Origin of the sequence: Catellatospora sp. NPDC049609 (assembly GCF_040675365.1) — a bacterium.
Taxonomy (GTDB): Bacteria; Actinomycetota; Actinomycetes; order Mycobacteriales; family Micromonosporaceae; genus Catellatospora.
Map to the genome: position 1 here is coordinate 1 of NZ_JBFAOU010000056.1, position 22844 is coordinate 22844.

Sequence of the window (22844 nt, forward strand, 5' to 3'; positions counted from 1 at the left end):
GGCGCGCCCTCGCGTGCCCCCCCGGCGCCCCCCCCCCGCATCTGTGACAGACCCGCGTAGGCCTCTCGTCGCAGGTCGAAACGGTCACCAGCCGGAGGTGCCCGCTTCGCCCTTGAACGGGCCGACGATGTCGCGGGTGATCCACCCGCCGTAGAAGTCTCCCGCCTGCGGGCGGACCCGTTCGCCGTCGACGAGACACTCGTCCAGTTTCGACGGATAGAACGCCGGCATGCCGGCCAGGTCCTCGTAGCCGACGCTCGGCGACTCGTAGGACCAGGCCGCCTCGCGCACGATGACGTCTTCGTCCACGACCAGGTCCCAGTAGGAGGCGGGTCCCTTGAACTCGCAGTAGGTGCTGCGTCCGGCCGGACGCAGCGGCAGGCGCACCGCCGCGCGGGGCACGTAGTACACCGGCGGATGTGAGGTCTCCAGGACCCGCAGCGCCTGCCGGGTGTCGAACACGACCAGGCCGCGGTGCCTGGCGGTGACCTGGCGTTCGCAGCGCTCGCAGCGCGGCGGCCGCGGGTAGTCCCACACGCTCTCGGCCTCGCCCGCCTCCGTACGCCGACCGTGCGCGGCATGCGGCCGCTGTTCGGAGAACCTCATCGCAGCGGGTGCCCGTTGACACGTCTGCCGCTCGGCCACGTGCCGAGGGCACCGCTCGGCGGGCTGTGGACCGCGGTGTCGAACTCGGCGGTGTCGAGCGCGCGGACCGGCGGCACGGGCACGGGGACTGTCACGCCGGCCTGCAGCAAGGGTCGGCCGGTCAGACCGTAGGCGGCGACGGCCTCCATCGCCTTGGCGGCGTCCTTGGCCTTCTCCCGAGCCTCGGCTTCGAGGGCCGACGTCCAGGTCGTGTAGCCGGCCAGCTGCCAACGCGTGTTCTTCGTGATCCTGCCGACCAGTTCCATCGAACGTCCCGCGCACCGGCGTGACAGGTTGCTGATCTTCTCTTCGATGCCCACCATGACCTCCTACGACGGGTGCTCGGCCGCGTATCCGGGCCTCGGTTCCATCGTCGCTGTCGGCGGGCCAGACCCGAGACCGATTCAAAATATTGCGTCGATTCTTGCGTCGAATATTCGGTACTCACCTGGCGCGAGGACCCCATCGGCCTCAAGTGCTGAGCGGCAGGCACCCGTCCGGCGCCACCGGCCGGGCGGTCTCGCGGATTCACCGGGGTTCGAGACGGCTGCGGCCGACCGTGGGCAGCGCCAGGTGCACCGCGTCGTCCAGGCTGACGGGTCGGGTCACGCCGGAGGGCAGCGGGTCCAGCCAGCCGGGACCCACCGCGGCGAGCAGCGCCGGCCGGGGGCGGGCCGCCAGCGCCGTCCGCAGATACTCGGGACCGCCGGTGAGGCTCTGCTGCGACCACACGAACACCGCCGCCGGACCAACCCGCCGGATGGCCTGTGCCAGCGTCGCGGCGGGCACTCTCGCGCCGAGCATGCGGCTGCCGCAGCCCTGCTCGGCCAGCGCGGCCGCGAGCGCCTCCAGCGGCAACGTGTGCTGCTCCTCCTCCGCGCACGCGAGCAGCGTTCTGGTGGCCGCCGCCCCGGTGGGTCGCGGGACGGTCCAGAACACCTCGGTGATGCAGCGCGAGAACAGGTGCTCCACCTCGATCATGTGCTGATCGCACTCCTGTAGCCGGCTGACCTCGCGCAGCGCGGGGCGCAGCAGACGGTCCCAGGCATGGGGCACGCCGTGACCGCGTACCGCGGACACGATCGAGGCGAGCATGGCGGGCATGTCCAGGCGCACGGCGGCGATGACCAGCCCACGGACCGCGGGGTGGTCGCCGGGCGGGGCCGAGCCGGTCTGCGCGGGCGGTGGCGGGCCGTCGAGCGCGACGCGGGCCGCCGCGGCCGCGGGCACCCCCTCCGCCGTCAGGCGGCACATCAGTTCCAGCCGGGCCACGTCTTCGGCGGTGTAGCGGCGGTGCCGGTGTGACTCGTGGCCGGTCGGCCCGAGGCCGTAGCGCTGATGCCAGCTGCGCAGCGTGGTGACGGCCACGCCCAGGTCCCTGGCGACGTCTCCGGCGCTGCGCGGCTCGGTCACATCGGGCGCTCCAGCATCAGGCGGGTCACGCCCAGCAGCCAGGGAGCGTAGGCGCCCGGGTCCGCCTCCGCTGCCGCCGGCAGCGACGCCGGGTCGGCCCAGCGCGTGTCGGCCACCTCCGCCGGGTCGGCGTCGAGCTTCGCGTCCGCCGCCAGCCGGCCCAGCAGCACGTGATCGTGTTCGTGCTCGACGCGGCCGGTGACGGGGTCCTCGGCGCGGTAGCGGTGGACCCCGAGCGGGGTCAACTCGACGCCGGTGACGCCGAGCTCCTCCGACAGCCGCGCCGCCGCGGCTTCGGTGACGGTCTGGGCGGGCGCCGGGTGACCGCAGCAGGCGTTGGCCCAGCGCAGCGGGAAGCGGGTCTTCACCGCCGCGCGCTGCTGCAGCAGCATCCGGCCGGCCCCGTCCAGCAGCAGCACGGAGAAGGCCCGATGCGCCAGGCCCGGTGAGGTGTGCGCGACCTCCACGGTGACCACGCCGACGGTGTCGCCCTGCTCGTCGACGAGCTCGACCAACTGCTGCTCGCGATCGGGCGCGGCACCGGGCAGCAGCACCTCCGGCAGCCTGGTGGCAACGGTTTCCTCCGACATGATGCCAACACTACCCACCGGACGATAATGAGTCGATATCTGCGTCGTTTAGCCGAGCGATGTGCTATCGACCCGGGCCGGGGGTAGGACCCGCACGCACCCCCAACCGACGCAGCGACTGGGCGCCTCGCACCGGGTGGGCTACGTTGTCGGTGAGTCCCGCTGCACAGGTCACCTGGCGCCCCAGGAGGTGCAGTCGTGGATGAGAACTGGCTGGTGGAGACCGTCGACGCCGACGGCAGGCCCTGCGGCGCGGCCCCGGTCGAGCAGGTCCACCGCGCGCCCGGAGTGCTGCATCGCGCGGTGTCGGTCGTGATCGTCGACGACCGGGGGCACCTGCTGCTGCAGCGCCGTTCGGCGAGCAAGCCCACGTTCGCCTCCCGGTGGGATGTTGCGTGCAGCGGGCATCCGCTTCCCGGACAGGCGCCGAGCAAGGCCGCGGCGGTGCGGGTGTACGAGGAGCTGGGCCTGACCGCCGTCGTGGCGGAACCGGTCGGGTGCCTGCGGCACCGGATGCGAGATCCGGCCGGCGGCCGGGTGGAGTACGTCTTCCACCACCTGTACCTGGCCGCGCTGGGCCGGCCGGTGCAGGTGGCAGTGGACCCGCTGGAGGTCGACGAGGTGCGCTGGGTGGTGGCGGCCGACGCCCTGCCGCTCGCCGCCGGCCGACCGCGCGCCTTCACGCCGTGGTTCATCAAGGCGGTCACGGCGACCTTCGCCGCCGCGGTGCTGCTGGGCTGAGCCGCCGACCTGGCGGAGGGCGCGGCACAGCGGTCGCTGCCGCCTGCCGCCACGCAGGCTGTGCGCCTGTCGACATCGCCGACCACGAATAATGTGGGCCAACGCACGTAAAACCGGCAGGCGCGGAGGCGGCGGCCAGGACTAGCGTGCCCGTCATGCTCTCCCGGTTGACCAGCCGCCTGCCCGCCGACCAGGCCACCCGCGCCCTGATCCTGAGCACCCTCGCCGGGTCCACCTCACGCGGCCTGTTCATCACCGTGAGCGTCATCTTCTTCACCCGGTCGGTCGGGCTGTCGGCCGCCGAGGTCGGGCTCGGTCTCACCATCGCGGCGGTGGTCAGCCTGTTCGCCGGGGTGCCCGCCGGGCACCTGGCCGACCGGATCGGCCCGCGCGGCGTCATGGTCACGTTCGGCGTCGCCCGCGCGGCGCTCATGCTCGGCTATCTCGCCGTGGACGGCTTCGTCGGCTTCGTCGTCGTCGCCTGCGGGGTCCAGCTGCTGGAGACGGGGTTCAGCGCGGCCAACGGCGCGCTCATCGCCGGATCGATCCCCGGCGAGCAGCGGGTACGCACCCGTGCCCTGCTGCGCTCGGTCACCAACGTCGGCTGGGCGGTCGGCGCCGTGATCGCGGGCGTGGGGCTGCGGTACGACACCCGGTTCGCGTACACCGTCATCATCGTGGTGTGTGTCGCGATCGCGCTGCTGGCGAGCACCCTGGTGCTGCGCGTGCCGCCGGTCGCCGCGCAGCCGAAGGCGGCGTCGGGCCCGGCGCTGATCGTGCTGCGCGACCGCCCCTACCTCGCCCTGGCGGCGCTGAACGGGGTGCTGTGCATCCACTACGGCATGCTGAACGTGGCGGTGCCGCTGTGGGTGGTCGAGCGCACCGATGCCCCGACCTGGGTGGTCGCCGGGATGACCCTGCTCAACGCGATCGTCGTCGCCCTGTTCCAGGTCCGGGCCAGCCGCGGCACGGGCACCGTCGAGGGCGCGGCCGCGGCACAGCGCGTATCCGGGCTGCTGCTGCTCGGCGCGTGTGTGCTCTACAGCCTCGCGGCCGGGCAGCCGGGCTGGGCGGCCGCGCTGATCCTGTTCGCGGCGGCGGGCGTGCACGTGCTCGCCGAGCTGCGCCAGGCCGCCGGGTCGTGGGGCATCTCGTTCGGCCTCGCCCCCGAGCACGCGCAGGGGCAGTACCAGGGCCTGTTCGGGACCGGGTTCTCGGTCGCCGGGGTGATCGCGCCCGCGCTGCTGGCCACCGTGGTGGTCGGCTGGGGCTGGCCCGGCTGGGTGCTGTTCGGCCTGGTGTACGCCGTCGCGGGGGCAGCGGTGCCGGTCACCGTGCGCTGGGCGCGGCGCGCTCGCGCCCGGGGCGTGCCGGCCGAGACAGAGCTCGCGCTGGCGTAGCGCGGGATCGCCCGTCGGGTTCACCGGCCGCGGCGTCGCGCATCAGCGTCCCACCAGCAGCTCGCCGGCCCCGAACCGGCCACCCGAGTCCGTCGGCGGCGTTCGGCGGGTCGGGCCCGCGTACCAGGACTCGAAGGTAGATTGCCACCAAATCGTGCATAACGGAAGGGTCGGCAGTGCTCACACATCGCTTCGGGGACCTGGAACTCGGCTTCATCTACAGCGACCACGTCCATCCACCGGCGGGCTTCAGGGCCCTGCCCGGAGTGCTCCAGGGCTCGGACTGGATCATGTGCGTCCGCGACGCGACCGGCGGTGACCTGGTGGAGCCGCCCACCCGGCTCAGCGACACGCTGCCGATCTGGGAGCCGGTCGACCCGGTGCCGCCGCAGGGTTACCGGGCGCTGAGCCGGGTCGCGGCGTTTCCGCCCGTGGCCAAGGACCTGCTGGCCTGCGTCCGGGACGACTACTGCCACGCGGCCGACTTCATCAAGGGGCACGTCGTGCTGGAGCCGTACGAGGGCGGCGACCGGGTCTTCCTGCTCCCACCGCACAACCAGACCATCACCCGCCCGCCGTACGTACTCTCGCTGCCGGTCGCGGCCGAGATGGGACAGCTGCCCGTGCCGCCGAGCCTGACCAGCCGGGAACGGCCGGAGTTCGACGACGAATGGCAGCTCTACCGGGCCACGGTCGTGCCGTTCCCCGCCGTGCGCGACGCCGGGCGCGACACCGCCTGGCGCGTCGCCAACTCGCCGTTCTACCGGCTGGAGCTCTGGCGCCGGTACGACCTGGTCGCCTTCCTCGACAACCAGACCACGCTGACCCAGCGCGTCGGCGACACGTACACGACCGGGGTGACCCGGACGGTCACCGACACCTTCACCACGTCGACCACGATCACGGTGAGCGCGCAGGCCGGCGTCGGGATCAAGGGCGTCAACATCGGCGGCAGCGTGAGCGTCGCGGTCACCCTCGGCTACAGCCACGCGGTGGCGGTGGCGCAGATGGAGTCCCGCGCGGTCACCCGGCAGATCGACGTGCCGGCCGGGCACGCCGGCGCCATCTTCGTCGAGGACCACCGGCTCCTGGTCCGGCGCGCGGACGGCTCCGTCGTTCCCGGCGGCGAGCTGGTGTTCAAGGCCAACGAAAGCTTCGTCGCACTGCAGTACCCGCCGGCCGCCGACGGCGACAACCGTCTCGACTTCGTCGACGAGTCCGTCCCGGTGCTCGCCGACGCCTGACCGGCAGGAACGTGACGCAGCGACGAGCGATGCGGCACCCGAAGGGCGGCCCGCCTCCACGGCGGCCGCCCTTCGGCTTTGCCGTCCGGCGGTGACCCGATTGCGGCCCTACGCACTGGTCGCATCCCTTGGCCTGCCACAGGTCGGGCAGCAGCCGCGATCGTGGCGGCATTGATGCGTTGACACGCCTGCATCCCGCCGCTAACCTCGCTGCATCGTTGCACCAGTGTTTCGATGCAGCAGAACATGGATTGCTATATCAGAGGCACTGCAACGATTGTCGGCTCGGGCGACATCTTCCACACCTGTCCGGGGTATCGCACGTACCCTGCGTCGCCGGACAGCACCGTCCCTCCCACCTGGAGAGTGCCCATGCCACACCGGCGCCTACTCGCCGTCATCCTGAGCGCCGCGGTCACCGCCCTGCTGGCCGTGATCGCCGCCCAGCCCGCCAACGCGGCGACCCTGCTCGCCGACGACTTCGAAAGCCACACCACCTTCCCCGCCGGAGGATGGGTCGACGACTCGGACACCGGCACGTGGTCCCTGGCCGCCGACGGATCGGACGTCGCCCGGCAGACCTCCACCGACTCGGAGACGTACCTGCTGGTCAACGGTCAGACGACGTGGCAGAACTACACCGTCTCCGCCCGGGTCAAGGTGGGCTCGACGACCGTCCGCAACGGCATCGTCGCGCGCTTCACCAGCAGCAACAACTACTACAGCCTGCTGCTCCACCAGGGCAAGGTGCTGCTGCAGCGCAAGTCCTCCGGCAGCACCACCGTGCTGCAGCAGGTGGCGGTCTCCTACAGCGCCACCGCCTACTCCCGACTGGCGCTGGAGGTGTCGGGCACCTCGCTCAAGGGCTACGTGGACGGCGTGCTGCACGTGCAGGCCACCGACACCACGCAGGCCGGCGGCCGGATCGGCCTGTACGCTAACGGCGTCGCCTCCTTCGACGACGTGCTGGTGGTGGACGCCGCCGGGCCCGGGCCGAGCAGCCCGGCACCCTCGACGCCGCCCTCCCCCAGCGCCTCCGCGGCGCCCAGCCCTTCGCCCTCGGCGCCCCCTTCCCCCTCCGCGTCGCCCACCAACCCGCCGGCGGGCGGGCGCGTCGTCAACGTCTCCACCTCCAGCCAGCTCACCAGCGCTTTCGCCGGCGCCATCGCCGGTGACCGGATCGTGCTCGCCGACGGCAACTACACGATCGGCAAGCTGTCGGCCAAGCACGGCACCGCGACCGCACCGATCACGATCGTCGCGGCCAACCGCGGGTCGGCCGTCGTCAACGCCGGCCAGCTCGAAGTCCTCGACTCCTCGTACGTGACCTTCGAGGGCCTGCGGTGGACCAACAGCAGCACCCTGAAGGTCACCAGCTCGAACAACATCCGGCTCACCCGCAACCACTTCCGGCTCACCGAGTCGTCCTCGCTGAAGTGGGTGCTGGTGCAGGGCGCGAACAGCCACCACAACCGGATCGACCACAACCTGTTCGAGGAGAAGCACCAGCTCGGCAACTTCATCACCATCGACGGATCGGCCACCCAGCAGTCACAGCACGACCTGATCGACCACAACCACTTCCGCAACATCGGCCCGCGCGCCACCAACGAGATGGAGGCCATCCGCGTCGGCTGGAGCGAGATCTCCCAGTCCAGCGGCTTCACGACCGTCGAGAGCAACCTGTTCGAGAACTGCGACGGCGACCCCGAGATCATTTCGGTGAAGAGCAACGACAACGTCGTGCGCTACAACACGTTCCTGACCTCGCAGGGCACCCTCTCGCACCGGCACGGCAACCGCGGGCAGCTCTACGGCAACTTCTTCCTCGGGGGCGGCAAGGCCGGGACCGGCGGCATCCGGGTGTACGGGCAGGACCACAAGATCTTCAACAACTACTTCCAGGGCCTGACCGGCACCGGCTTCGACGCCGCCCTGCAGCTCGACGGCGGGGACGTGGACACCTCCGGCGCGCTGAGCGCGCACTGGCGCGTCTACCGGCCCACCGTCGTGCACAACACGTTCGTCGGCAACGTGTCCAACATCGAGATCGGTGCCAACTACAGCCTCGCGCCGGTCGACGCGGTCATCGCCGACAACCTGGTCACCGGCGGGCAGGGGAAGCTGTTCAACCAGCTCAAGACGCCGGTGAACCTGACCTACTCCGGCAACGTCGCCTGGCCGACCGGCTCGGCGACGGTGGGGGTCAGCGCTCCGGCGTCCGCGATCCGGGTGGCCGATCCGCTGCTGGCATTCGACGGGACGCTCTACCGCATCGGCACCGGCAGCGCAGCCGTCGACGCCGCGCTCGGCGTATACGCGTACCTCGTCGACGATCTCGACGGGCAGCCGCGCAGCGGCACCGCGGACGTCGGCGCCGACGAGCGGTCCGCCGCCCCGGTCCTGCGGCTCCCGCTCACGGCTGCCCGGGTCGGCCCCAACGCCCCGTAGGCTGCGGCGACATCGCGATGGCGGCCCGCTCCACCAGACCGGGCCGCCATCGCAGTCCCGGCCGGCGCGGGCCCGCCCGCGATCGCCCGGCACCGGGAATCCGGCGACCGGGCGGCTATCGTGATCCAGATGGACGGCAACCGCAAGGTCTTCTACCACCTGCTGGCGAACACCCTGCTGGTGTCGGTGATCAACTTCACGGTGTGGTTCGCGATCACGTTCTACGTCTACCTGCAGACCCGGTCGGTGTTCGCGACCAGCGTCATCGCCGGCATCTTCCTGGTGATGACCGCGCTGACCGGCATCTGGTTCGGCAGTCTCGTCGACCACCACCGCAAGAAGACCGTCATGCAGGGCTCGGCCCTGATCTCGGCCACGCTGTACGCCGCCGCGTTCGTCGTCTACCAGCTGACACCGAGGCACGAGTTCACCGACCCGTCCAGCGTCCTGCTGTGGGCGTTCGTCGTGCTGCTGATGTGCGGCGTGATCGCCGGCAACATCCGCACCATCGCGCTGCCGACGCTGGTCACCGTCCTCATCCCCGAGGCCGAGCGGGACAAGGCCAACGGCCTGGTCGGCAGTGCCGCCGGAGTGTCATTCCTGGTCACGTCCGTGATCAGCGGTGTGCTGGTCGGCGCCAGCGGGATGTTCTGGGTGCTGCTGCTGGCGGTGGGCGTGCTGGCCGTCTCGATGCTGCACCTGGGACTGCTCGCCGTTCGCGAACAACCGACCGGTGAGACGACGCCCGCGACCGACGACCCGTCCGCCGCACCCGCCCGCGAGGTCGACCTGCGCGGCACCCTGCGGGTGGTCCACAACGTGCCGGGGCTGCTGGCACTGATCGTGTTCTCGGCGTTCAACAACTTCCTGGGCGGCGTCTTCATGGCGCTGATGGACGCCTACGGGCTGTCGCTGGTCAGCGTGCAGGCGTGGGGGCTGCTGTGGGGTGTGCTCAGCACCGGGTTCATCGTCGGCGGCCTGCTGGTCGCCCGGACCGGCCTGGGCCGCAACCCGCTGCGCCTGCTGCTCGGCGTCAACGTGGTCCTGTGGACCGTCACCATCCTGTTCCCGCTGCGCTCGTCGGTGGCGCTGCTCGCCGTCGGCATGTACGCCTACATGCTGCTCGTGCCCTACGCCGAGGCCGCCGAGCAGACGATCCTGCAGAAGGTGGTGCCCTACGAGCGGCAGGGCCGGGTCTTCGGGTTCGCCCAGAGTGTCGAGCAGGCCGCCTCGCCGCTGACCGCGTTCCTCATCGGGCCGATCGCCCAGTTCGTGTTCATTCCGCTGATGACCGACGGCGTCGGAGCCGACACGATCGGCGGCTGGTTCGGCGTCGGCGCCGATCGCGGTCTCGCGCTGGTGTTCGTCCTGACCGGTGTGCTCGGGCTGGCCGCCACCGTGCTGGCCCTGCGCAGCGCGCCCTACCGGCGGCTGAGCGGCTACTACCTCCGGCAGCCGGAGCCGGCCGGGCCGGACGCGGAGCCGTCCCCGGACGCGGACGCCGTCGACCTGTCCACCGCGGAAGACCTCGTCGACGACGCTTCGCGTCGCTCGCCGGGCCGCCGGGGCCAGTGATCCGGCGGCCTCGCCCGCGAGGCGGTCACGGTCCTGCGGACGGGTTCGTGACCGCTCCCGCGGTGTCGGCGGCTACTTCACCGCGCCGCTGGTGATGCCGGAGATGATCCTCCGCTGGGCGACGGCGAGCACGGCGACCAGGGGAAGGCTCATCAGGATCACGTAGGCGAAGATGAGGTGCCAGTTGTTGAGGTAGAGCCCGGCGCTGGCGACGCGGAACAGGTTGAGCGGCAGGGTGTCCAGGCGCCCGCCGACGACGAAGAAGGCGTAGAAGACGTCGTTCCAGACGTACAGGCAGACCAGGATGGTCGCGGTCGCCAGCACGGGGCGCAGCATGGGCAGCACGACCCGGACGAAGACCCGCACGGGCGTGGCGCCGTCGATCTGGGCGGCCTCCTCCAGCGACACCGGCACGGTCCGGACGAACCCGGTGACGAAGAAGATGACGGTGGACAGGTAGATGCCCATGTACACCCCGATCATCCCGACGGCGCTGCCGGCGAGTCCGAGCTGGCGGAGCAGCAGCACGACGGTGACGACGGCCGGGGGCAGCACGATGCCGCTGATGGCCAGGGCGTAGAGCGCGGCGTTGAGCCGGCTGGCGCGCCTGGCCAGCACCCAGGCGGCCATCGAGCCGATCACGAGCACCCCGGCGACGGCGGGCACGACCACCAGCAGGCTGCCGAGGAACGCCGCGGGCACCTCGCCTTCGGCCCAGACCTGCCGCAGGTTGTCCAGCAGCTGCCAGTCGCCGGGCGGGGACAGGTTCGGCGTCAGCGCCTCGCCGCGGGACTTGCCGGCCGTCGCGACGACCAGCCACAGCGGTACGCCGATGACGGTGAGGCCGAGCAGCGTCGCGACGATCGGCTGCAGGCGGGTCCAGACCGGGTGGTCGCTGCGGCCGGGGCCCTGGCGGCGGGAGGTCGTGCTCACAGGATCTCCTCGCGCTTGCGCAGGATGCGGATGACGGGGAAGGCCATGAACGCCACGATGAGGAACAGCACCAGGCTCATGGTGGTGGCCTGGGCGAACAGGCCCTGGCCGAAGGTGCGGTAGATGAAGATGTTGAGGATCTCGGTGGTACGGGCGGGGCCGCCGCCGGTGGTGGCCTGCACGATGTCGAAGCCGTTCATCGAGCCGAGCAGCGCGGTGGCGACGTTGAAGGTGACCGCCGGGGCCAGCAGCGGGAACCGGATCCGCCAGAACATGGTCCAGCGGGGTGCGCCGTCGATGCTGCCGGCCTCGGTGAGGTCCTCCGGGATCGTCTTGAGACCGGCGAGGTAGATGAGCATGGACAGGCCCATCCACTTCCAGGCGTGGATCACGGCGACCACGACGATGGTCCACGTCGGGTCGCCCAGCCACGCGATGTCGACGTCCCGGCCGAGCAGCGCGCCGAGCAGGCCGTTGACGCTGCCCTCGGGTTTGAGCAGGGCCTGGAAGATGTAGCCGACGGCGAGCGCGGACATCAGCACCGGCACCAGGAACAGCACGCGGAGGATCTTGTTGGTGCGGGTGTCGCGTTCGAGCAGGACGGCCAGCAGGAACCCGAACAGGTTCTGGAACACCGCGACGAGCACGGCGTACACGACCGTGATGCGCAGGGCGCGGAACAGGGTGCCGTTGGCGGCCAGGTCGGTGAAGTTGTCGAAGCCGACGGGGTTGATCGCGCTCTTGAAGCTGGACCAGTCGGTGAACGCGTAGACGAAGTTGAACACCGTCGGCAGGAAGAAGAAGACCAGCAGGATCGCGAACGCCGGGGCGAGGAACCACATCGGGTGGGTACGCCCGGCGATGCTGCCGCGCGGCTTGACGCCGGCCGGTGCGGGCGCGGCCGCCTGCCGGGGCGCTTGCAGTTTCGCGGGGGTGTCGGTGGCGGTGGGCACGGGGCGGCTCCTAGGCGGGGCGACGGGCGGTGTCCGTCGCCCCGGGCTGGTGGTCGGCGAGCGGCTGGTCAGAAGCCGGCGACGCCGGCGGCCTTGGCGAGCTGGGCGAACTGGTCCTGGGTGGCGGTGGCGACCTGTTCGGGGGTCATGGTCCCGCCGATCATGTCGGCGAGGTTGAGGTACAGGTCGGGGTTGGCCACGGCGAGGGCTTGCATGGAGCCGACCGAGCCGGACAGGGACCTGTGCACGTCGAGCAGGGCCTGCGGGACGCCGGCGGGGCTGGGCACCGACGGCTGCAGCGACAGGGTCTTGCGGTCGGCGATGAAGTCGGCGTAACCGGGACCCATCCAGTAGGACAGCAGCTGGCGGGCGGCGGACTCGCGCTTGGCGTCGCCGGTCTTGAACGCGACCAGGGCGTTGGACTGGTCGGGGATGAACGTGCCGACGTTGCCCGACGGCGCGATCGGGAAGAACCCGATCCTCTTGTCGAGGGTGGCGGTGTCGGCGGTGGCCTGCAGCTGGCCGAAGTACGAGTTGACCTGCACGACCATGGCGGCCTTGCCGTCGAGCAGGGCCTTGCCCTGGTCCTCGAACTTGGCGGTCTTGATGTCGCTGTTGAACAGGCCCTCGTCGATCAGCGACTTGTACTTCTTGATCGCGCCGAGCACGTCGGCGTCGGTGAACTTGGCCTGACCCTTGTTGATCTTCTCCCAGAGGCCGGCCTTGGCCGCGTCGGCGAGCTGCACCTGGACCCACCACTGGGTGGCCCACCGGTCGGCGCCCATCTCGAAGAACGGGGTGACGCCCTTGGCCTTGAGGGCACGGCCGGTCTCGATCATCTCGTCGAAGGTCTTCGGGGTGGCGGTGACGCCGTTGGCCGCGAAGACCTCCTTGTTGTAGTACACGCCCTCGACGGCGGGGCTGGTGACCAGCGCGGCGTAGCGGGTGCCGTCGAGGATGCCCGTGATGTCCTTCAGCCCCGGGTCGAGCTTGCCCAGCCAGGGCGCGTCGGTGAGCGGCTGCAGGTTGCTCCTGGCGTTGAGGGCGGTCAGCATCGACGCGGTCGGCTGCCAGAACGCCAGGTCGGGCTTGTCGCCGGTGGCGACCTTGGTCTGCACGCCCTGCTCGTACGGGTCGGGAATGGTCACGACGGTGACCTTGGCGCCGGTCGCGGCCTGGAAGCCCTCGATGACCTTCTTGGGCACGGTGTTGCTGTTCTGCGCGGCCCAGATGGTCAGGTTGACGCCGTCGAGCGTGGCGGTGGGGTCGGCCCAGGTCGCGGCGGAGCCGTCGGTCTCCGGGGCGGCACCGGGGTCGCTGCAGGCGGTCAGGCCCAGGGTGAGGGCCGCCGCGATGGCGAGGACTTGCCACTTCTTCATCGTGTGATCCTTTTCGGGTGGGGTGGACCCGCTCTGCAGCGCAGGGCGGATAATTTAGCGGGTCAGCGGCCGTCGCGGTGGACGGCCCGCAGGCGCAACGTGCGGGCGGCGGGCACGCCGCCGCCGTCGTCGACCGTCAGGCGGCCGGTGGCCGGGTCGAAGGCGGTGCCGAAGGCGGGCAGGTGGTGCGGGTAGAGCGTGCCGATCTCGACGTGGCGGCCGGCCAGGTGCGGCAGGTGCAGCACGATGCGGCCGGGGTCGGTGCGGTGCCAGACGGTCAGGTAGGTGGTGTCGCCGGCGACCAGGGCGAGGCTGATCCACGCGTCCGACCAGCCGGGCAGGCCCAGCGGCCAGACCGGGACGGCGCGGGCGAGGTCGGCGCGGATCTCCCGGTGGGCGGCGACCGCGTCGCGGACGCTGCCGGCCTGCGCCGGGCTCATGTGGTCCAGGTGCCCGGACAGGTAGAGCCTTCCGAGCAGGCCGGTGCACATGGTGAAGGCGATCTGCTCGTCGGTCATGTCCGGCTGCGGGTAGGCCCAGTTGGCCGCCTGTTCGGGCAGGATCGACATGGGCGCGGCAGCGGCGATCGGCGGGTACAGCAGCGGGTTCTGCTGGTCGGTGGTGGACTGCAGCTGCAGTCGTGACAGCAGCGCGTAGTCCATCCGCATCGCGCCGGACCCGCAGTTCTCCAGGATCAGCCCGGGGTGGCGGTCGAGCACGGCGTCGAGCCAGGCCAGGTGGGCGCGGTTGTGCCCGAGCAGGCCCTGCCCCGGGCTCGCCGCGTCGCGGTCGGTGCCCGCGCCCGGGTCGATGTTGTAGTCCAGCTTGAAGTAGCCCACGCCGAGCTGCTCGACGAGCCGGTCGACGGTCTCGTCCAGGTGCGCAAGCGCGGCGGGGTGGCGCAGGTCGAGGTGGTAGCGGCCGTGCTCGACCACGCGTACGCCGCCGCGCTGGAAGAACGCCTCGGCGGGCAGCTTGTCGGCCAGCGGGCTGCGCACGCCGATGACCTCGGGTTCGAGCCACAGGCCGGGGGTCATGCCGCGGCGGCGGATGTGGGCCAGGACCTCCTCGATGCCGCGCGGGAAGCGGGTCTGCGACGGCTCCCACGCCCCGACGCTGTCCCACCACGTGCCGTCCTCGTCGTACCAGCCCGCGTCGATGCAGAACACCTCGGCGCCGGCCGCGGCGGCGGCGTCGACCAGCGGCAGCAGCTTGGCCGTGGTCGGGTCGCCCATCAGCGTGTTCATGTAGTCGTTGAAGACCACCGGCAGCCCGGCGCGGTCCGGGTGGGGGCGCAGCAGGGCGCGCCGGTGCGCGCTCAGCACCGCCGCCGCGCCGTGCAGTCCCCCGCCGGACACCGCGACCGAAACCGGCACGGTGGTGAACCGCTCGCCCGGTGCCAGCCGGTGCTGCCACTGGTGGTCGATGTCGGTCGGGCCGGTCAGCGCGACGTACGCCCCGTCCAGGCGCTCGCCGACCTCCCAGCGCCAGGCGCCGTTGTGCTCGACCTGCCACAGCCAGGCCCGGCCGGACGGCTCGTGGACCAGCCCGCCGGTCGGCAGCTGCCGGCCGGTCGACCAGGTGCCGTTGCTCATCGCGGCGAACCGGCCGCGGCCGTCCTGCCCGTGCAGGCGCAGGTCCAGGTCGACGGTGGCGCCGTCGCGCAGCATCCGCCGCGACCAGCGGCCCTCGCCGAGCCATTCGCTGTCGCCCCAGACGACCTCGAGGCCGTCGGCGGCCCGGCCGAATCCCGCGCACCACGAGGACACGCCCAGCAGGGTGACCGCCTCGGTGCCGTCGTTGACGACGCTGGTGGCGGCCTGCACGGCGCTGACACCGTCGAGCGAGCGCAGCTCCACGTGCGCCGACAGGCCGGTGACCGCGTCGTGCAGGCTGATGCGCAGGCGGTGCCAGTCGCCGTCGCGGGAGGCGTGGCTGCCGGTGAACGCCAGCCGGCGGCCGACGGCGGTCTCGGAGAACCGGTGGGAGGCGCGGGCCCGTCCGGTCGCGGCGGTGAGGATCTCCACCAGCGGCTGGGCACTGTGCTCCCCCGCGTCGTCCTGGACGCCGGTCGTCGTGCTTACGCTGACCGGGCGGCCCGGCGAGGTGTCCACGACGACGGTCAACGCCGCGTGCCCCCACGTCAGACTCGTCGTGGCGTCCGATGCGTTCAACGTTGCTGCTCCTTGCGGTGAGAAGACGAAGTGCGGTGATCCGGGGCGGCCGGTCCCGCACCGGGTAGGCGGGGAGCGGGACCGGCCGGGCCCGGTTCAGCCCACGGACGCTGCGATCTGGATGAGGTCCAGGTCCGGGGCGTAGGCCGCGGCGTTGGCGAAGGTGATGGTGTTCGCCCCGGCGGCCAGGTCGACGTCGACGACCGTGGTGCGGAAGTTCGACCAGCCCAGCGTGTTGCGGAAGTACGACCGCCGGGCGGCGGCGCCGTTGACGCTGATGTCGGCGTACCGGTCGACGATGTTGCTGTTGTAGTTGGTGGCGCCCGGGCCGAGCTCGCCGTTGGCGTAGGTGACGACCATCCGGTAGCGGCCCGCCGCCGGCACGGTGACGTTGTTGAACCGCAGCGTGTTGCCCGCGCCGTTGCCGACGAAGCCGACGTACTGGCCTCCGGACGCCGCCGTGTTCGAGCCGACGGCGGCCGTGCCCGACCGGGTGTTGGCCGAGGCCTCGGCCTGGTAGGCGGTGATGGTGCCGGTGGTCGCGGTGACGTCGAGGTAGTCCACGTTGATCGCGTCGGCGTCGTCGCCGGTGTAGGCGTTGACCTCGATCTGGTTGATGCCCGCGGTCAGGAACACCTTGGTGGTGACCGTGTTCCAGGTGTTCCAGTTCGCGGTGCCCGGCAGTGCCGGGGTGGCCAGGTCGGCGCCGTTGAGCCGCAGCCGGATCGAGCGGGCGGCCGGGGCGCCGCCGATCGGTCCGGCGGCGTAGCGCAGACCGACGTTGTAGTAACCGTTGGCCGCCGCGTTGACCACGAACTTCGTGCTCGCGTTGCTGCTGGCGCCGTAGCCCTCGGTGAAGTAGGTGCCCGAGTAGCCGGTGTTCGACCCGTAGGTGACGGCGGCCGACCCGCCCAGCGCGGCGTACTCGGCCTCGTAGCGGGTCGTCGAGGCGGCCGAGGTGGTGTCCTTGTTGGGCGTGATGATCACCTGGTAGGCGCTGGCGCCCTTGAGGCCGGTCAGCGGCACGGTGATCTGCCCGCCGGAGACGGTGAAGTCGCCCTCGGTGACCAGGTACGGCCCCGACGACGGGTTCAGGCCGCTGGTGTCGACGCCGAAGACCATCGCGTGCACGCTGCCGCCCAGATAGGACGCCGAGCCGAAGCCCCGCACGACCACGTTGGTGTCGTACGTGCCGCCGGCCGGGTTGTTGCCGCCGAAGATCACCCGGGCCTGCTTCTTGGCCGCGTCCAGCGCCGCCAGACCCTGCAGCGAGCTGCTCGCCGACGGCGGGGTGACGGCGACCGTGTTGCCGGTCAGCTCGCCGTACCACTTGTACAGCCACCAGCCGCCGGTGGCGCGGCTGTTGTGGGTGACCAGGTCGTTGAGCCCGCCGGCGGTCGTCCAGTACGCCAGGCAGCCGTCGACCTTGCTGTTCTCGAACCGGGCGACGTACTGCACGAGGTTGCCGGGCACGCCGAGGTCACCGGAGGAGCGGGCGTACTCGTTGATGTTGATGGGCCGCTGGCTGATGCCCAGGTCGGCTTCGATGTCGCGGTAGTCGGCCAGGTGCGCGTCCCAGCTGGTGAAGAAGTCGTTGCCGAGCTCGTGCCAGGTCGTGACGTGCGGCAGCGCGTTGTTGTTCTTGGCCAGGGTCATGAACGTGCGCATGTCGGCTGCGCGGTAGGAGGCGAAGTTGGGTCCGGCGATCCGGGCCGACGCGTCGATCGAGCGGATCTTGTCGTAGACCTGCTTCCAGTGGGCCGCCATGCCCGTGACGTTGCCCGAGTACCAGATCAGGTCCGGCTCGTTGAACGGCACGTACACGTAGGAGCTGCGGTAGGGGTCGGCGACGACCTTGCGGACCATGGTGTCGACCTTGGCCAGGTAGTCGTTGATGCCGAGGTTCTCGTACGGCCACTGCTGGTAGATGTCCTGCATGTAGATCTGGATGTCGCCGCCGCCGACGCGCTTCCACATCGGAGCGATCTTCAGCGCGTCGCCGTTGGGGTGCTGCAGCCCGTCGGGCGCCTTCTGCGCGGTCACCTTCGGCTTCAGCGTCGACAGCATCACCTGGTTGGGGATGCCCTCGTCGCCCAGGCCGTAGAGGAAACCGGTCGCGCCGTAGCGCAGCGCGCCGGTGTTGACCGCCAGGTCGACGGTGAGCTGCGAGGCGGCGTGCGCGCTGGGGGCGGCGGCGAACACGCCCGCGGCGACGGCCAGCGCGAACAGCGCCGAGCCTGTTCGCCGTCGTATCTGGGCAGAGCGGGTGGAACTCATGGGGCGGACCTCCTCAAGAGAAACCCATCTGTGTGACCGGTCACACGCAACAGTGTGACCGGTCACATGGCTCAGGAGAAGGCCCCGTTACTCATTTGTTACCGGCAAGTGTCCTAACGCCGCGGTGCGGCCGTCGACTCCCGCACCACCAGGTGCGGCGACGCCAGCGCGGGCTCCGGCACCGGCTCACCCGCCAGCTCGGCCACCAGCGCCAGCAGGCAGGCCCGGCCCAGTCCCGCGAAGTCCATCCGCACCGTCGTCAACGACGGCGTCCAGTACGCCGAGCCCGGAACATCGTCGAACCCGACCAGGCTGACGTCGCCGGGCACGTCACGGCCCAGGTCGTACAGCGCCCGCCGCACCGCCAGCGCCGTGTCGTCGTTGCCGCACAGAATCGCGGTGACCCCCGGGTCAGCGGCCAGCCGCCGGCCGGCCTCGTAGGCAGACGGAGCGTCCCAGCCGGCCGCCACCACGTCGGGGATCTCCGCCCACGCCTCCTCCAGCGCCTGCCGCCAGCCCGCCGCACGCCCTCCCGTGCCCGACTCCGACGGGATCGCCACGTGGTGCACGGTCCGATGCCCCAACCCCAGCAGGTGCCTGGTGGCGTCCGCCGCGGCCAGTCGCTCGTCCAGGCAGATCGACGTCCTGCCGGAACCGGCGACCACGCCCGGCTCGATGGCGGCGACCCCCGGCACGTCCCCGGGCAGGCGCCGCAGCACCTCGACACCCTCGGCGTCGAACGCCACCACGACCACCCCGCCGGCGCTGGGGTCGCTCACATACTCCACGGCCTGCACCACGTGCGCGTCCGCCGCCGACTCGACCACCCGCACGGCCACCGTCAGGCCCTGCTCGCGCGCCGACTCCTCGATCCCCTGCAGCGTCATCGCGTACCCGTACAGCGTGGTGTTCGACGTCACGACCGTCACCGCCTTGGCCCGGCCGAGGCCCAGCGCCCGCGCCGCGCGGTTGGGCCGGAACCCCAACCGCTGCATGGCCTCGACGACCTGCCGGCGCGTCTCCTCGCGCACCCGCGGCGAATCGTTCAGCACCCGCGACACGGTCTGGTAGGACACACCGGCCGCCGCCGCCACATCTCTGATGCTCGCCACTACATCCCCCCGCCGACCAACAACGCCGTTCAGCCGACGAACCGCCGCATCGCCATCGTGAACCGTCGGTGATCACCGGTCAACGACCCGGTCGGCAGCCTAGCCTGACGCCGGACCCGGCGGTTGCGGGATGTCGCGGATGACGCGGGCCGGGTTGCCGACGGCGACGACGTCGGCGGGCAGGTCGCGGGTCACCACCGAGCCCGCCCCGACGACGGTGTTGTCGCCGATGGTGACTCCGGCCAGGATGATCGCTCCGCTGCCCAGCCACACGTTGTCGCCGATGGTGATCGGCTCGGCGGCCTCCCACTTGTCGCGGCGCAGCCGCGGGTCGATCGGGTGGGTCGGCGTGAGCAGCTGCACGTTGGTGCCGATCTGCACGTCGTCGCCGATGGTGATCGGCGCGACGTCGAGCGCGACCAGGCCGTAGTTGGCGAACGACCGGGCGCCGATCCGGATGTGGCTGCCGTAGTCGATCCGGATGGGCGGCCGGATGTAGGTGTCCTCGCCCACCGCGCCGAGCAGCTGCTCCAGCAGTTCGCGCTGGCGCTGCGGCTCGCCGATGGAGGTGGCGTTGAACGCCTCCATCAGCCGGGCCGCCCGCTGCATGTGCTCGACGAGTTCGTCGTCGGCGATGTACAGGTCACCGGCCAGCATCCGCTCCCGCATGGAGCGGCCGTCACCCACGTGATCCATGGGTACGAGCGTACGCATGGAGCCGTCCCGCTCGTACAACGAACACGCCTGGTCAGGCGACGTGCCCGGCCGGCGCCGTCGGACTCCGCCCCTATCCTCGGGATATGACGATCAAGCGTATGGACAACGTCGGCATCGTCGTCGACGACCTCGACGCCGCCGTGGCCTTCTTCACCGAGCTCGGCATGGAGCTGGAAGGCAGGACGCCGATCGAGGGAAGCTGGGCGGGAAAGGTGGTCGGGCTCGACGACCTGCGGACCGAGATCGCGATGATGCGGATCCCGGACGCCCCGGGCCGGCTCGAACTGGCCACGTACCACCATCCGAAGGCGATCGTCCCCACGCCGGAGCTCACCGCGGTGAACACGCTGGGCCTGCACCGCGTCATGTTCGCCGTCGACGACATCGAGGACACCCTCGCCCGCCTGCGCCCGCACGGGGCCGAGCTCGTCGGCGAGGTGACCCGCTACGAGGACAGCTACCTGCTCTGCTATCTGCGCGGTCCGGGCGGAATCATCCTCGCGCTGGCCCAGCAGCTGAACTGAGACACCTGCCGTCCCCTCACGGCACTTCTCCGGCGTCCGGCTTCGACCCGCCGGAGCGCCGCCTCGGGCCGGATCGCTGCCACCTTGACAACCGTCGATCGGGTGTCCGATCATCGAGAGAGCGCTCCCTCGAAGATCGTCAAGGTATCGCCCACGCCCGGGGCAGGACTCGTGACAACGACAGCTGGACACTTCGACCGCGTGGTCGCGCGGGCCGCCGTCGCACGGGCCGTGCTGCTCGGCCGGGCCGCCGCGACCCTCGCCGTCGCCGGCGGCGACCTGCGCCTGCGGGCACAGCCCACTCCGCTGGTCGTCGTGGGCCTGCTCGTCCTGCTCACCGCGGTCGTCGCGCTCGTGGCACTGTCCCGCGATCCGCACGTGGTCGCCCATCCCCTGCTCCTGCTGGCGGCGGACGCCACGATCGTCATGGCCGTCCTCGGGATCGGCGACGGCGACGTCGCGTTCTTCTGCTGTGCCGCGGGGGCGAGCGCGCTGGCCGGTGTGCTCATCGGATTCTGGGCGCTGCTGCCGGCCGCGGGCTACGCCGGGCTCGGCTACCTGGTCGCCGCCCATCTGCTCGGCTCGGCACCGGACGCGCCGGGCCTGGCCGCCTTCGTGCTGGCCTTCCCGATCGTCGACGTGCTGGCCGCCGTCGGCGCGGCCGTGGCGACCGCCGCGCTGGCCACCCACCTGCAGCTGTCGGTCGCGCTGGTCGCGTCGGCGCAGCGTACGGCGGCGGCGTCGGAACGGGCACGGCTGGCCCGCGAGCTGCACGACTCGGTCGCCAAGACGCTGCGCGGGGTCTCGTTCGCGGCACTGGCGCTGCCCGCCTCGCTGCGACGGCAGCCGGCCCTGGCCGAGCAGCTGGCCGCGACGGTCTCGGCCGGGGCCACCGCCGCCGTCCGCCAGGCGCAGGAGGTCCTCGAAGGGCTGCGCCTCGACGAGCCGGACCACGAGTTCGGCGCGGCGGTGGACAGGATCTGTCGCCGGTGGACCGAACGCGAAGGTGTCCCGGTGCGGCTGTCGGCCGCGGTGGGCGACCTGCCGGTGGACCTGCGCTATGAGCTGGCCCGGATCCTGCACGAGTCGCTGGAGAACATCGCCCGCCACGCCGGGGCGAGCCTGGTGACGGTGGAGCTCGCGCAAGCCGGCGAGAGCGTCCGGCTGCGCGTCACCGACGACGGGTCCGGCTTCCGGGTGCCGGCCGAGTGGCGCGGCTGCTTCGGCCTGATCGGCATGGCCGAACGGGCCGCCGCCGTCCACGGCACCCTGCGCGTGGTCTCCGCGCCGGGCGCGGGCACGACCGTCCTCGCGGACTGTCCGCTGGCAGCGGCAGCGTACGCCGGAACACCGTCGTGATCTCGGTGATGGTCGTGGACGACAATCCCATCGTCCGGGCCGCCCTCAGTGGCTACCTGGCACTCTGCCCGGACGTACAGGTGTCGGCCGAGGCCGCCGACGGGCGCGAAGCCGTCGCGCTGGCCCGCCGGGACCGGCCCATGGTGACCCTGCTCGACCATCGCATGCCGGTGGCCGACGGGCTCTCGGTGCTCGGCGCGCTGATCGCCCACACGCGCGTGCTGGTGCTCACCAGCGACGCCAGCCCGCACCTCATCGCCGGGATGCTGCGCGGCGGCGCGCGCGGCTACCTGGTGCACGGCGCGTTCGACCCGGCGGAGCTGCACCGCGCGGTGCTCGCCGTGGCGGCCGGGCACGGTTGGCTCTCCCCCGTCGCCGCCGCCGTCGCCGCCGCGGCCGTACGCGAACAGGCCGAACACGAACGCACCCGCCGCGAACTGGCCGAGCGGCGGCGGCTCGCGAAGTCCCGGTTCGGTCTGACGGCACGCGAGCAGGGGGTGCTGGCGCAGCTCGCACAGGGGTTGTCGAACGCCGCCATCGCCCACCGGCTGACGCTGACCGAGAAGACCGTCAAGAACCATCTGCAGCACATCTTCGCCAAGCTCGGCGTCGCCAGCCGCACCGAGGCGGTCGTCGTGTGGACCGGGCAGAGGTGAGGGCGTGTCCGTCGTATCCAGGCGCGTGCTGGGCTGGTCGGCCCTCGTCATGGCCGTCGGCGCCACGATCGCCGTCGTCCCGCCGCTGATCACGCCCGGCCCGCAACGGCATGGCGTGCCCGTCGCCGAACAGCCCGCCGGCTCGCCGACTCCGCAGCCGTCCGCCACACCGGCGCCGGGGACGCCGTCGGCACCCGTGCCGTCGCGGACCTCGCGGCCGCCGAAGGCGGCGGTGCGGGGCACGGCCTCGGCACCCGCGCCGCCGGTGAAGACGCCTGCGGCGATCCGGTTCCGGCCGATCACCGTGCACGCCGCCGATCCGGCCAACATCCGCGTGGGCGCCCGCGTGATCGACTGTCCCACCTGCGTGGACGGCAGCCGGGTCGGCTACATCGGTGGCCCGAACACCCTCGCGGTCCGGATCACGGGCCTGCCGCAGGCGGGTCAGCGTACGGTGACCGTCGTCTACGAGACCGAGCAGCCGCGTACTCTCAAGATCGCCGTCAACGGCGGCCCCGTCCGCGAGCTGGCGCTGGCCGGTGCCAGCAGCTGGCTCATCCCGGTGGAGGTGTCGGTGCGCCTGTGGCTGCCGAAGGGCGCGTGCTGGATCCGGTTCTTCAACGACACCGGCTCGGCCCCCGACATCAACACGATCACGGTCAGCTGACGCCGCCCGGCACGCCCGGCGTCCGGGCGAGCGC

The 22844-nt window shown here is 71.7% G+C and carries 20 protein-coding genes; 9 read left to right on the forward strand and 11 right to left on the reverse strand.

Going from position 1 to position 22844, the window contains the following annotated elements:
- Positions 1-84: 84 nt before the first annotated feature.
- From AB0J67_RS17645 to idi (AB0J67_RS17660), 4 genes are all read right to left on the reverse strand, one after another.
- Positions 85-606: a DUF427 domain-containing protein gene (locus tag AB0J67_RS17645; RefSeq protein ID WP_363483288.1), complete on the reverse strand. Its 522-nt coding sequence runs from the start codon at positions 604-606 to the stop codon at positions 85-87.
- A complete protein-coding gene (locus AB0J67_RS17650) occupies positions 603-965 on the reverse strand; it encodes a hypothetical protein (RefSeq protein ID WP_363483291.1) in 363 nt (120 codons plus the stop codon). The genes AB0J67_RS17645 and AB0J67_RS17650 overlap by 4 nt, the downstream gene beginning before the upstream one ends.
- Before the next feature lie 208 nt (positions 966-1173).
- A complete protein-coding gene (locus tag AB0J67_RS17655; protein ID WP_363483294.1) occupies positions 1174-2058 on the reverse strand; it encodes a MerR family transcriptional regulator in 885 nt (294 codons plus the stop codon).
- The gene (gene idi, locus AB0J67_RS17660) at positions 2055-2648 is read right to left on the reverse strand and encodes an isopentenyl-diphosphate Delta-isomerase (protein WP_363483297.1); all 594 of its coding nucleotides are present in this window, start codon (positions 2646-2648) and stop codon (positions 2055-2057) included. The genes AB0J67_RS17655 and idi (AB0J67_RS17660) overlap by 4 nt, the downstream gene beginning before the upstream one ends.
- A 198-nt stretch (positions 2649-2846) precedes the next feature.
- Here idi (AB0J67_RS17660) and idi (AB0J67_RS17665) point away from each other — a divergent pair, with 198 nt between their 5' ends.
- The 5 genes from idi (AB0J67_RS17665) (at position 2847) to AB0J67_RS17685 (ending at position 10059) form a co-directional block, all read left to right on the forward strand.
- Positions 2847-3389: an isopentenyl-diphosphate Delta-isomerase gene (gene idi / locus AB0J67_RS17665; protein ID WP_363483300.1), complete on the forward strand. Its 543-nt coding sequence runs from the start codon at positions 2847-2849 to the stop codon at positions 3387-3389.
- 155 nt (positions 3390-3544) lie between these two features.
- The gene (locus AB0J67_RS17670; RefSeq protein WP_363483303.1) at positions 3545-4789 is read left to right on the forward strand and encodes an MFS transporter; all 1245 of its coding nucleotides are present in this window, start codon (positions 3545-3547) and stop codon (positions 4787-4789) included.
- A gap of 176 nt (positions 4790-4965) precedes the next feature.
- The gene (locus AB0J67_RS17675) at positions 4966-6033 is read left to right on the forward strand and encodes a hypothetical protein (protein WP_363483306.1); all 1068 of its coding nucleotides are present in this window, start codon (positions 4966-4968) and stop codon (positions 6031-6033) included.
- 372 nt (positions 6034-6405) lie between these two features.
- Positions 6406-8484, forward strand: coding sequence for a chondroitinase-B domain-containing protein (locus AB0J67_RS17680; RefSeq protein ID WP_363483309.1), 2079 nt, complete (start codon positions 6406-6408; stop codon positions 8482-8484).
- A gap of 129 nt (positions 8485-8613) precedes the next feature.
- Positions 8614-10059: an MFS transporter gene (locus AB0J67_RS17685; RefSeq protein ID WP_363483312.1), complete on the forward strand. Its 1446-nt coding sequence runs from the start codon at positions 8614-8616 to the stop codon at positions 10057-10059.
- Positions 10060-10131: 72 nt separating this feature from the next.
- On the opposite strand, the gene AB0J67_RS17690 is transcribed toward AB0J67_RS17685, so the two are convergent.
- From AB0J67_RS17690 to AB0J67_RS17720, 7 genes are all read right to left on the reverse strand, one after another.
- Complete coding sequence (locus AB0J67_RS17690) at positions 10132-10992, reverse strand: carbohydrate ABC transporter permease (protein WP_363483315.1); 861 nt, start codon at positions 10990-10992, stop codon at positions 10132-10134.
- On the reverse strand, positions 10989-11945 hold the full coding sequence (locus AB0J67_RS17695) for a sugar ABC transporter permease (RefSeq protein WP_363483318.1): 957 nt from the start codon (positions 11943-11945) through the stop codon (positions 10989-10991). The genes AB0J67_RS17690 and AB0J67_RS17695 overlap by 4 nt, the downstream gene beginning before the upstream one ends.
- 68 nt (positions 11946-12013) lie before the next feature.
- A complete protein-coding gene (locus tag AB0J67_RS17700; protein ID WP_363483322.1) occupies positions 12014-13324 on the reverse strand; it encodes an extracellular solute-binding protein in 1311 nt (436 codons plus the stop codon).
- 62 nt (positions 13325-13386) lie between these two features.
- Complete coding sequence (locus AB0J67_RS17705) at positions 13387-15498, reverse strand: glycoside hydrolase family 36 protein (protein WP_363483325.1); 2112 nt, start codon at positions 15496-15498, stop codon at positions 13387-13389.
- 96 nt (positions 15499-15594) lie between these two features.
- The gene (locus AB0J67_RS17710; protein WP_363483328.1) at positions 15595-17775 is read right to left on the reverse strand and encodes a carbohydrate-binding protein; all 2181 of its coding nucleotides are present in this window, start codon (positions 17773-17775) and stop codon (positions 15595-15597) included.
- Between the two features lie 113 nt (positions 17776-17888).
- On the reverse strand, positions 17889-18887 hold the full coding sequence (locus AB0J67_RS17715) for a LacI family DNA-binding transcriptional regulator (RefSeq protein ID WP_363483331.1): 999 nt from the start codon (positions 18885-18887) through the stop codon (positions 17889-17891).
- Positions 18888-18986: 99 nt separating this feature from the next.
- The gene (locus AB0J67_RS17720; RefSeq protein WP_363483334.1) at positions 18987-19583 is read right to left on the reverse strand and encodes a sugar O-acetyltransferase; all 597 of its coding nucleotides are present in this window, start codon (positions 19581-19583) and stop codon (positions 18987-18989) included.
- 104 nt (positions 19584-19687) lie between these two features.
- Between AB0J67_RS17720 and AB0J67_RS17725 the strand changes: the two genes are divergently transcribed.
- The 4 genes from AB0J67_RS17725 to AB0J67_RS17740 all read left to right on the forward strand — a co-directional run bounded on the left by AB0J67_RS17725 (position 19688) and on the right by AB0J67_RS17740 (position 22810).
- The gene (locus tag AB0J67_RS17725) at positions 19688-20128 is read left to right on the forward strand and encodes a VOC family protein (protein ID WP_363483337.1); all 441 of its coding nucleotides are present in this window, start codon (positions 19688-19690) and stop codon (positions 20126-20128) included.
- 171 nt (positions 20129-20299) lie between these two features.
- Complete coding sequence (locus tag AB0J67_RS17730; RefSeq protein ID WP_363483340.1) at positions 20300-21487, forward strand: histidine kinase; 1188 nt, start codon at positions 20300-20302, stop codon at positions 21485-21487.
- A gap of 14 nt (positions 21488-21501) precedes the next feature.
- Positions 21502-22143 carry a response regulator transcription factor gene (locus tag AB0J67_RS17735; protein ID WP_363483343.1) on the forward strand — a complete coding sequence of 214 codons (642 nt, stop codon included), beginning with the start codon at positions 21502-21504 and terminating at the stop codon, positions 22141-22143.
- 4 nt (positions 22144-22147) lie between these two features.
- A complete protein-coding gene (locus AB0J67_RS17740; RefSeq protein ID WP_363483346.1) occupies positions 22148-22810 on the forward strand; it encodes a hypothetical protein in 663 nt (220 codons plus the stop codon).
- Positions 22811-22844: the final 34 nt, after the last annotated feature.